The organism is Limnohabitans sp., from assembly GCF_046052825.1.
Taxonomy (GTDB): Bacteria; Pseudomonadota; Gammaproteobacteria; order Burkholderiales; family Burkholderiaceae_C; genus Limnohabitans.
Map to the genome: position 1 here is coordinate 1 of NZ_JAVLFP010000043.1, position 9378 is coordinate 9378.

Here is a 9378-nt window from a genome sequence, read left to right on the forward strand (position 1 = left end):
CTTCACGCTGAACTTGGGTTTGATGCTGCAAGTCTTCGATCGCTTTGACGCGCTCAGCCAATGCCGTTTTCAAACCAGACAAGGGCTCACGTGAGAGCGGCGCGCCCGCTTTGGCCGCATCCCGCTGCCAAGCCATGGCGTCGGCCATGTTGATGTGTGGGGCATCGCGCAGCACCTCGCCCTTGGCCAACCATTCTTGGGCCAAAGCGTCTTGGCCTTTGGCCCGACGCAACTCATCGAGCTTTTCACGCAAGACCTTGGCGGCCCCTTTGTCGCGGTGGCTCATTTCGGTAAAAACAGCTTGCAGCTCTTCGGCACTCGGCTCTTTGGCCAACCAGTCGCGCAAGTGCGCAGCGCGATCTCCAGAGGTAGGCGCGGTGAAGGCTCCCCCTGTCAAAGCATCTAAAGAATTCAAGTCGTGGTGTTTGTTGGCAGAATCGTTCACTTGTTAGGGCTCGTATCAAATATCCCCTGATTGTCGCTGAGGCTTTAAAATTTTCCTTTGACACCTATTTATTAATTTTTCCCTATGCCCTTCATCGCCACACTTAAACTAGGACTGCGAACTTTCGCAGCCGATGTGGCACAAGGTTTTTTTGCCATCACCCACAACGGGATGGCCGTGGTGGGCTTGTCGATTTTCTTTGTCTTTGTGGCCCTGAGCGTGCGTCCAGACCTGCGCGCCGTCACCGAAGCCAAACTGATCAGCTGGCTGCAAGAGCGTCAATACGATGCCACGGGCATCAACACCGATGCCGACGCCGTCGACCGCGCCACTGCCACCGACCCACGTGATCTACCGAAACAGCAAGCCTATTTGGCTTATTGGCTCAGCCGCAAATACCGGGTTGCGCCCGAACCGCTGAGTGCACTGGTCAGCGAGGCCTATGACTTGGGGCCACGCAACCAAATTGAACCCACCTTGATTTTGGCGGTCATGGCCGTCGAATCCGCTTTCAACCCGTTTGCCCAAAGCCCCGTGGGTGCTCAAGGCCTGATGCAAGTCATGACCAAAGTCCACGAAGAGAAATACGTGGGTTTTGGTGGATCACTGGCCGCTTTTGACCCTGTGGCCAATTTGCGCGTAGGTGTCAATGTGCTCAAAGACTGCATCACCCGCGCTGGCAGTACCGAAGGCGGTCTGCGCCTCTACGTGGGTGCGGCCAACATCAAAGAAGACACGGGCTACGCCGCCAAGGTCATGTCCGAATACGGGCGCCTGCAACAAGTGGCCAAAGGCGTCCATGTGCCGCTCACGCCACCCCCATCGTCTGCCGCAGAAGCCGCCACCGCCCGTCTTGAAAGCCTGTGGGAAAAGGCACAGCGCCTGACCCCCTTTGGCCGCGATGCCGCCAAAGACGACGAGGAATCACGTTAAACTCCACCCGCGCGCAACTGGCGATAGGCGTGTTGGGCTTTTGGCCCCACACCGCTGACGTGGAGTTTTGACCACTGGGAAGCGTGCAGCCTCAACCTGTGAGGTGTTTTGCCGTTCGCCTGGGCAGCCCTGTGCCGTTGTGTCGGCACGCCGGGACCACCTCTATTAGGACTGCCAGCATGTACCACCGCAACATCTTGATCGAACAAACCGACCCCGAATTGTGGGCCGCCATCCAAGCGGAAAACGCGCGTCAAGAACACCACATTGAACTGATCGCCAGCGAGAACTACGCCTCGCCCGCCGTCATGCAAGCCCAAGGCTCGCAGCTCACCAACAAATACGCCGAAGGCTATCCAGGCAAGCGCTACTACGGCGGTTGCGAACATGTGGACGTGGCCGAGCAAATGGCCATCGACCGCATCAAACAAATCTTTGGCGCCGACGCGGCCAACGTGCAGCCGCATTGCGGTGCTTCGGCCAACGAAGCCGTGTTCTTGGCTTTCTTGAAGCCCGGCGACACCATCATGGGCATGAGCCTGGCCGAAGGCGGTCACCTGACCCACGGCATGGCACTCAACATGAGCGGCAAGTGGTTCAATGTGGTGTCCTACGGCTTGAACGAGAAAGAAGAAATCGACTACGACGCGATGGAGAAAAAGGCCCACGAGAGCAAGCCCAAACTCATCATCGCCGGTGCCTCGGCCTACAGCCTGCACATCGACTTCGCACGGTTTGCCAAAGTGGCCAAAGACGTGGGCGCCATCTTCTTGGTCGACATGGCCCACTACGCCGGCTTGATCGCCGCAGGCGTCTACCCCAACCCCGTGCCCCACGCCGACGTGGTGACCTCCACCACCCACAAGAGCCTGCGTGGCCCACGCGGCGGCATCATCTTGATGAAGGCCGAGCACGAAAAAGCCATCAACAGCGCCATCTTCCCTGGCCTGCAAGGCGGCCCGCTGATGCACGTCATCGCGGCCAAAGCCGTGGCATTCAAAGAAGCCCTGGCGCCTGAGTTCAAGGCTTACCAACAGCAAGTCATCACCAACGCCCGCATCGTGGCCGAAACGCTCACACAGCGCGGCCTGCGCATCGTCAGCGGCGGCACACAAAGCCACGTGATGTTGGTGGACCTGCGTTCTAAAAAGATCACCGGCAAAGAAGCCGAGGCCGCCTTGGGCGCTGCCCACATGACGATCAACAAGAACGCCATCCCCAACGACCCCGAGAAACCTTTTGTCACCAGCGGCGTGCGCATTGGCACCCCAGCGATGACGACGCGTGGTTTCAAGGACGAAGAAGCGCGCATGACCGCCAACCTGATTGCCGATGTGTTGGACAACCCGCACGACGAAGCCAACATCGCCGCCGTGCGTGCCAAGGTGCATGCCTTGACCAGCCGCTTTCCGGTCTATCGCTGAGTTGGGGTGTTTCTGGCGTGAAGATTTCGCGCCGGAAACGGCAGGGACGATGGGCACGGCGAGCGCCAGCCAAGCCAACAGCAAAACCACAAGCACAATCGCCAACAAACCAAAGCGAGACACCGCCCCATGAAATGCCCCTTCTGCGGTCACCTTGAAACCCAGGTGGTCGAAACCCGCATGTCGGAAGATGGCGACTCCATCCGCCGTCGCCGCCAATGCGGTGCCTGCGACAAGCGCTACACCACCTACGAGCGCATCGATGTGAGCTTTCCCAACATCGTCAAAAAAGACGGTCGGCGCATCGACTACCAACGCCACAAACTGCTCGACTCCATGAGCCTGGCCCTGCGCAAACGCCCGGTCAGCACCGAGCAGGTCGACAACGCGATTGAACGCATCGAAGAAAAACTGCTCAGCTTGGGCGCGCGCGAAGTGCCCTCCACCCGCATCGGGGAATTGGTGATGCGTGAGCTGAAAAAACTCGACAAAGTGGCCTACATCCGCTTTGCCAGCGTGTACCGCAGCTTTGAAGACATCGACGACTTCAAGAGCTTGGTCGACGAAGTTCGCAAATAGTTTTCGAGTGGTGGCAACACGCCACCGAGCGCTGAATGCCTAGCATTTGCTGCATGCAAACGCTGGGCTTTTTTCATTCAAACCAACGCGTCGACCTCGGCTTCACCTGGGTCGAGCTGTTGCTGGTGCTGGCCGTGATCGGCGCAATCGGCCTGATGGCCACACCCAGCCTGCAAGGCATGCTCGAGCGTGCCCGGGTTGAGTTGGCCCGCGACCAACTCTTGAACGACTTGCACAGCGCCCGCGTGCGGGCGCTGCAACAGGGGCAAGCACTGCGCCTCACGCGCCTGGGCGATTGCGCATGGGCCAGCACGGCAGGCTCCGACTGGAGCTGCGGTTGGCAGCTGCAACTGGCGGATGGCAGCCAAACCTTGCAAGTGACCGCAATGCACGCCCCGTTGCAAGTCAGCTACACCAAAACCACCGCGCTGGCGATCAGCCGCCAAGGCGAGCTTGGCGGGGTGGGCGACCGGTGGACGGTGAGCTCACGCAACTCCCGCCTCACTCTGGCCTATGCGCTGTGCCTCAACAACACCGGGCGCTTGCGTGTGGTGGCGGGGTCGACGTGCAGCTGATTCAGCAACAACGTGGCATGGCCTTGTTGGAGGCGCTGGTCGCACTGCTGCTGTTGGCTTGCGGCATCTTGAGCGCGCTGTGGCTGCAACAACTGGGCTTGCAAACCCAGCGCCAGCAAGTCCACCGCGGCATCGCCATGGGACTGGCGCAAGACCTGGCCGAACGCATGCGTCTCAATGCCTCGCAAACCTCAGCCTACAGCCGCAGTTGGGGCGCTGGCAGCAGCGGCACCGAACCCGACTGCACGGCCCTGGCCTGTACCCGCAGCGAGTTGGCCCAATGGGACCTGGCGCAAATGCAGCAAGCGCTGAACACTCAGCTCCCACAAGGCGATGCAGCCATCTTTGCGCTCACGGGCATGGCGGGTTGGTGGGGCGTGGTGGTGGCCTGGCACGACAGCAGCGAGAGCTACCGCACTGACACCACGTGGGGGAGCCCCAGTTGCCCCAGCGCCATGAGCTGTTGGCGTTTGTTTTTTCGGCCCGCCTGGTGAGCACGGTGCCTGCACGTGGCCACACCTTGCCCGAATTGCTGGTCGGTTTGGCCGTGGGTTTGTCGGTGGTGTTGGCAGCGGTGGCCTGCTACCAGCTCAGCCGTCAATCGTGGGCGGCCTTTGACGCAGTGGACACGCTCCACCACAACGCCCGAGCCGCGCTGCGCAACCTGCGCGTCCAGGCGCAGAGGGCCGGTGGTGCGCAAGTCAGCACCGCAGCCGATGGCCTGCGGGCGCAACGCACTGCGGCCCATGACACGTCACAGCCCGACCTGCAAGGCACTGAGGGCACCCGCACCGACAGCATGAGCCTGGGGCACTGGCACAGCCTGAGCGCAGAAGACTGCCAAGGCAACCGCTCAGGCAGCGACGCACTGGTGCTCAACCACTACCAGCTCAACACCAAAAAAGAACTCACCTGCAAAGACCTGCGCCTGAGCGGGAGCACCTACCAAGCCTTGGCCGAAGGTGTGGAAGACCTGCAAGTGCGCTATGCCCAGGCCAACGCCAACCAAACCGTGCAATGGAAAACGGCAGCACAAGTCAGCGACATGCGCCTGGTGCTGGCCATTGAGGTGTGCACGCGCTGGGTCAGCAACCAGCCCAACGCCACGCGCAACACGCCCAGTGTGGGCTGCCAAGGCGAAACCGTGGCTGCAGACGGTTTGAGCCGACGCGTGTTGCGCCGCACCTTCACCCTGCGCAACCATGTGGGTGTGTTGCCATGACAGCTGTTGACCACACGCCGCACCCCACGAGCGGCCCACACACGCGTCACCACGGACTGGCCTTGCCCACGGTGTTGGCGGTGCTGGCCGTGGTGGGCCTGGCCGCAGGCGTCGGTTGGCGCAACCTGCGCAGCACCGAGTGGCTGCTCAACGCCGAGGCCGACTTGCTGCGCACCCAACACAGCGCCGAAGCCGCCCTTCCCTTGGCGCTGCAAGACATCTTGGGCGCAGCCAGCGATGCACAGGGCAACGTCAACCCGCGCCACACACCGGGCAACGACGCACAAACCCATGCGTTCTTTCCCACCAGCCTGAGCGCGCGCGACACCTTGCGCCAACGCCTAGGCGCACAAGCCTGTGTGAGCGGCATCTGCGCCCCCAACGGCGCACCCACCCGCAGCGCCAGCGAATGGCAAGCCATGACCGCCAGCGCTTGGCCGCTGAGCGCCACCGACACCCCCTACGGTGCTGACACCACTTGGTATTGGGTGGAGGTGCTGGTCGATGCCACCCCCCTCAACCCCAGCGTGCCTTTTGTTTACCGCATCACCGTGCTGGCACGTGGCGTGTTGCCGGGCACGGCCGTGGTGTTGCAAGCCCTGTGGTCGGCCCCGGCCAACCCGACTTTGGGCAGCGTGGCGGGCGGCACCTGGCACAGCTGGCAGGTGTTGGCCGAATAACCCGCCAACCAGGAAGCTTGGAGCCACTGCACATGAAAGCACCCATGTCACACCCAACCGCCCAACAGACTGACCGCCCAAGGGGTTTCAGCTTGGTCGAGTTGCTGATCGCCTTGGCCTGCATCGCTGTCTTGGTGGGCTGGGCCTGGCCCAACTACCAACAGTTGCTGCAACGCAGCCAACGCGCCCAAGCCCGCACCGCACTGCTGCAAGCCGCCCATTGGCTCGAACGCGCTGCCAGCGCCAACGGCAGCTACCCCGCAGCGGCTGAGGTGCCTGCCAGCGTGCTGCAAACCGAAGGCCTGCGCTACCAACTCAGCGTGACCAGCAGCACACAAAGCTTCAACCTGACAGCCACCCCGATTGGCCCCCAGATGGGCGACGCCTGTGGCAGCTTCACCCTCACCCACACCGGCACGCGCGGCGTGCTCAACGCGTCGCTGAGCGTGGCGCAGTGTTGGGGGCGTTGAAGACACGGCCCAGGCACGGCCAGATGCCAACTTTTGCTCCCAAAAGAACAACTTTCTCAATACCATCGATCAACATCATTAAATTGACCTTTTGAGGTCAAAAAATCATAATTCTCTTTGAAAAACAAAATAATTTGTCCTATCGGGAGCAAATATGAAAATTGAAAACAGCACACTGCCCTCCTTGGCAGCTGCCTTGGCCGCTGAGCGCAAGCGTCAACAGTTGTCGCGTGAGGCTGCCGCCGCCGCCTGCGGTGTGAGCGTGTCTTTCATCCGCGATGCAGAGTCCAGCCCTCAGAATTGCAGCTTGGGCAAGCTGGTCCAGCTCATCAATGGCCTCGGCCTGAGCCTGCAAGCCCAAGGTTTTCAGGTCACCGCACAAGCAAGCACCCGGCGTTCCAAACAAGCACCCCTCAGGGTGGACTACGGCGTGTCGGAGGCACAAATCGTCCTGAGCACTGAATCTGCCGCAGGCTCACCCGCCAAGGCGCATCAGCCATGATTCGGCTTTGCGTTTGGGCCAATGCGCAAGCCATGGGGTGGTTTGGGCATGAGGCCGGGCACTACGTTTTTCAATACGACCCCCAGTGGCTGGCCTCCTCGCGCGCCTATGTGCTGGCCCCACAATTTGCGTTGAGCGCAATGCCCTACCGAGGCGAAGCCGTCAAAACCTTTTTTGCCAACCTGTTGCCCGAGGGTGCGCCCTTGGAAGAAGTTCTCAACGCCATCCAACTGCGCAACGCCAGTGCCTTTGAAATCGTCGGCCAGCTCGGCGCCGAGTTGCCGGGTGTGTTGTCGGTCTTGCCCGAGGGCCAAGCACCTCAGACTTTGCAGCAATACAGCGTGTTGAGCCCAGACACCTTGCGCCAACGCCTTCAACAACGCCACCAGAGCAAACCGCTGCTTTTGGCCAACCCGCAAAGCAGCATGTCGCTGCCTGGCGCGCAAGACAAAATGGGCTTGCGCTACGACGCACGACGGGCCCAGCTCTACGACAGCGTGGGCAGCTCGCCCACCACGCACATTGCCAAACCAGACTCCCGTCTGTCCCATTTCACACCCAGCGCCGTCAACGAATACCTGTGCATGAAGTTGGCCCGGGCAATCCAGTTGCCGGTGCCAGAGGTCCATCTGCTGCACTTGCCCGAGACGCTTTACATCGTGCAACGCTACGACCGCCAAGTGGTCGACGGTCACATCGTCTGCATGCATCAGATCGACGCTTGCCAGCTCTTGGGCGTGGGCTCTGACTGGAAGTACGAACGGCAAGGTGGCCTGGTCAGTCTGAAAAAAATAGCCCACGCCTTGCGCGCGTTGCAGCTGCCAGCCAAAGACCTGTTGAGTTTTCAGCGCTGGGTCATGCTGAACTATTTGATTGGCAACAGCGATGCCCATGCCAAGAACATCTCGGTGTTGATCGACGAGACGGGTTACGCCCTGGCCCCCTTTTATGACCTGTTGTGCGTGCAGGCCTATGGCGACGACCGCTTGGCGCTCTACATCGGTGACGATGACACCTACCCCCGCATTGGCGCTCACTCATGGGAAGCGTTGTGTGACGACTGCGGTTTTGGCGTCAAGCCCAGCTTGCGCCTGTTCAAAAAAATGGCCACCGATGTGCCCACCGCATGGGCAAAGGTCACACAACAAGCCATGGCCATCCACCCCTTCACAGCCACCGAGCAAGCCCTGGTGCAGACCATCACCGGCGTGATCGAGCGCAACTGTGGGTTGGCGCTCTCCATGATCGGCTGAGCAGCCCCAAACACCCCTGCACAGATAATGGCCACATGACCTCCCCCACCGACACCGCCCACATGGCCCAGGCCTTGGCCTTGGCCCAGCAGGCGCTGTACCTGACCTCTCCCAACCCACGGGTGGGGTGCGTCATCACCAGCGCCGAGGGCGTGGTGCTGGGCAGCGGCCACACCCAAGCGGCGGGTCAGGCCCATGCCGAGGTCATGGCCTTGCGCGATGCCCAGGCCAAGGGCCACTCGGTGCAAGGCGCCACCGCCTATGTCACGTTGGAGCCCTGCAGCCACCAAGGCCGCACCGGCCCGTGTTGCGATGCGCTGGTTCAAGCGGGCATCCAGCGCGTGGTGGCCAGCGTGCAAGACCCCAACCCCCAAGTGGCGGGCCAAGGCGTGGCGCGTTTGCGCGCTGCGGGCGTGCAGGTGGACGTCGGGTTGATGGCCGATGCGGCGCGTGAGCTCAACATTGGTTTTTTCAAGCGCATGCAGCACGGCATGCCCTGGGTGCGCATGAAAATCGCCGCCTCGCTCGACGGCCAAACCGCATTGACGAATGGCCAGAGCCAGTGGATCACCCACGACGCCGCGCGCCAAGACGGCCACGCCTGGCGGGCGCGTGCCTGCGCCGTGCTGACCGGCATTGGCACCGTGCTGGAAGACGACCCGCAGTTGGACGTGCGTGCCGTCGCCACACCGCGTCAACCCAGCTTGGTGGTGGTCGACAGCCGCTTGGAAACACCCTTGAATGCCAATCTGTTTGGCCCGCAACGCCCCCTGTGGTTTTATGCCGCGCAAGACGACGCCGAGAAACGCCGCGCTTTAGAGGCCCAGGGCGCGCGCGTGACGTGCTTGGCAGACACCGCAGGCAAAGTCGATTTGGCCCAGATGCTGCACGACCTGGCGCTGCGCGGCGTCAACGAGTTGCATGTGGAAGCCGGCCACAAACTCAACGGCTCGCTGCTGCGTGCCGGCTTGGTGGACGAGCTGCTGGTGTACATGGCACCCCTGTTGATTGGCCAAGGGCGTGGCATGAGCAACCTCGGACCTTTGTCAAACCTGCAAGAAGCCTTGGCCCTGGACTTCCATGAGGTCACACCCATTGGCCCTGATTTGAGGCTATTGGCGCGCATTCGGCGCTGAGGCCTCATAAACCTGCGAAAATACACACATGTTCACCGGAATCATCACCGGCGTGGGGCGCATCACCGCAGTTCACGACCTGGGAAGCTCTTTAAACCACGGCAAGCGCCTCACCATCGAGGCCCCTGCCGGGTACCTCGACGACGTGGGCTTGGGTGA

11 protein-coding genes, 2 pseudogenes and 1 riboswitch are annotated in these 9378 nt (G+C 61.6%); of the genes and pseudogenes, 12 read left to right on the forward strand and 1 reads right to left on the reverse strand.

What is annotated here, in order from left to right:
* Window positions 1–445: pseudogene (locus ACKWJN_RS06955) on the reverse strand (DUF349 domain-containing protein); the annotation flags it as partial.
* A gap of 84 nt (window positions 446–529) precedes the next feature.
* Here ACKWJN_RS06955 and ACKWJN_RS06960 point away from each other — a divergent pair.
* The 12 genes and pseudogenes from ACKWJN_RS06960 to ACKWJN_RS07015 form a co-directional block, all read left to right on the forward strand.
* Window positions 530–1378: a transglycosylase SLT domain-containing protein gene (locus tag ACKWJN_RS06960; protein ID WP_408595625.1), complete on the forward strand. Its 849-nt coding sequence runs from the start codon at window positions 530–532 to the stop codon at window positions 1376–1378.
* A 3-nt stretch (window positions 1379–1381) separates the two neighbouring features.
* Window positions 1382–1510, forward strand: a riboswitch (ZMP/ZTP riboswitch).
* A gap of 47 nt (window positions 1511–1557) precedes the next feature.
* Window positions 1558–2802, forward strand: a complete 1245-nt coding sequence (gene glyA, locus ACKWJN_RS06965) for a serine hydroxymethyltransferase (protein WP_408595626.1) — start codon at window positions 1558–1560, stop codon at window positions 2800–2802.
* A gap of 129 nt (window positions 2803–2931) precedes the next feature.
* Window positions 2932–3381, forward strand: a complete 450-nt coding sequence (gene nrdR / locus ACKWJN_RS06970; protein ID WP_100143973.1) for a transcriptional regulator NrdR — start codon at window positions 2932–2934, stop codon at window positions 3379–3381.
* A gap of 35 nt (window positions 3382–3416) precedes the next feature.
* A complete protein-coding gene (locus ACKWJN_RS06975) occupies window positions 3417–3956 on the forward strand; it encodes a Tfp pilus assembly protein FimT/FimU (RefSeq protein WP_408595627.1) in 540 nt (179 codons plus the stop codon).
* A complete protein-coding gene (gene pilV, locus ACKWJN_RS06980) occupies window positions 3947–4450 on the forward strand; it encodes a type IV pilus modification protein PilV (protein WP_408595628.1) in 504 nt (167 codons plus the stop codon). The genes ACKWJN_RS06975 and pilV overlap by 10 nt, the downstream gene beginning before the upstream one ends.
* Window positions 4447–5178 carry a PilW family protein gene (locus tag ACKWJN_RS06985; protein WP_408595629.1) on the forward strand — a complete coding sequence of 244 codons (732 nt, stop codon included), beginning with the start codon at window positions 4447–4449 and terminating at the stop codon, window positions 5176–5178. Before pilV ends, ACKWJN_RS06985 begins: the two co-directional genes overlap by 4 nt.
* Window positions 5175–5858, forward strand: a complete 684-nt coding sequence (locus tag ACKWJN_RS06990; RefSeq protein ID WP_408595630.1) for a hypothetical protein — start codon at window positions 5175–5177, stop codon at window positions 5856–5858. The genes ACKWJN_RS06985 and ACKWJN_RS06990 overlap by 4 nt, the downstream gene beginning before the upstream one ends.
* Before the next feature lie 44 nt (window positions 5859–5902).
* Window positions 5903–6328 carry a type IV pilin protein gene (locus ACKWJN_RS06995; protein WP_408595631.1) on the forward strand — a complete coding sequence of 142 codons (426 nt, stop codon included), beginning with the start codon at window positions 5903–5905 and terminating at the stop codon, window positions 6326–6328.
* A 154-nt stretch (window positions 6329–6482) separates the two neighbouring features.
* Complete coding sequence (locus ACKWJN_RS07000; RefSeq protein ID WP_408595632.1) at window positions 6483–6830, forward strand: helix-turn-helix domain-containing protein; 348 nt, start codon at window positions 6483–6485, stop codon at window positions 6828–6830.
* Window positions 6827–8083, forward strand: a complete 1257-nt coding sequence (locus tag ACKWJN_RS07005; protein ID WP_408595633.1) for a HipA domain-containing protein — start codon at window positions 6827–6829, stop codon at window positions 8081–8083. Before ACKWJN_RS07000 ends, ACKWJN_RS07005 begins: the two co-directional genes overlap by 4 nt.
* 35 nt (window positions 8084–8118) lie before the next feature.
* Window positions 8119–9219: a bifunctional diaminohydroxyphosphoribosylaminopyrimidine deaminase/5-amino-6-(5-phosphoribosylamino)uracil reductase RibD gene (gene ribD / locus ACKWJN_RS07010; protein WP_408595634.1), complete on the forward strand. Its 1101-nt coding sequence runs from the start codon at window positions 8119–8121 to the stop codon at window positions 9217–9219.
* Between the two features lie 28 nt (window positions 9220–9247).
* Window positions 9248–9378, forward strand: a pseudogene (locus ACKWJN_RS07015) (riboflavin synthase); the annotation flags it as partial.

Bases quoted from the DNA above. Each gene is read 5' to 3' on its own strand.
- ACKWJN_RS06960 (WP_408595625.1), top strand. From the start codon at position 530: ATGCCCTTCATCGCCACACTTAAACTAGGACTGCGAACTTTCGCAGCC.
- ACKWJN_RS06995 (WP_408595631.1), top strand. From the start codon at position 5,903: ATGTCACACCCAACCGCCCAACAGACTGACCGCCCAAGGGGTTTCAGC.
- ribD (WP_408595634.1), top strand. From the start codon at position 8,119: ATGACCTCCCCCACCGACACCGCCCACATGGCCCAGGCCTTGGCCTTG.
- ACKWJN_RS06975 (WP_408595627.1), top strand. From the start codon at position 3,417: ATGCCTAGCATTTGCTGCATGCAAACGCTGGGCTTTTTTCATTCAAAC.
- ACKWJN_RS06990 (WP_408595630.1), top strand. From the start codon at position 5,175: ATGACAGCTGTTGACCACACGCCGCACCCCACGAGCGGCCCACACACG.
- nrdR (WP_100143973.1), top strand. From the start codon at position 2,932: ATGAAATGCCCCTTCTGCGGTCACCTTGAAACCCAGGTGGTCGAAACC.
- ACKWJN_RS07000 (WP_408595632.1), top strand. From the start codon at position 6,483: ATGAAAATTGAAAACAGCACACTGCCCTCCTTGGCAGCTGCCTTGGCC.
- ACKWJN_RS07005 (WP_408595633.1), top strand. From the start codon at position 6,827: ATGATTCGGCTTTGCGTTTGGGCCAATGCGCAAGCCATGGGGTGGTTT.
- glyA (WP_408595626.1), top strand. From the start codon at position 1,558: ATGTACCACCGCAACATCTTGATCGAACAAACCGACCCCGAATTGTGG.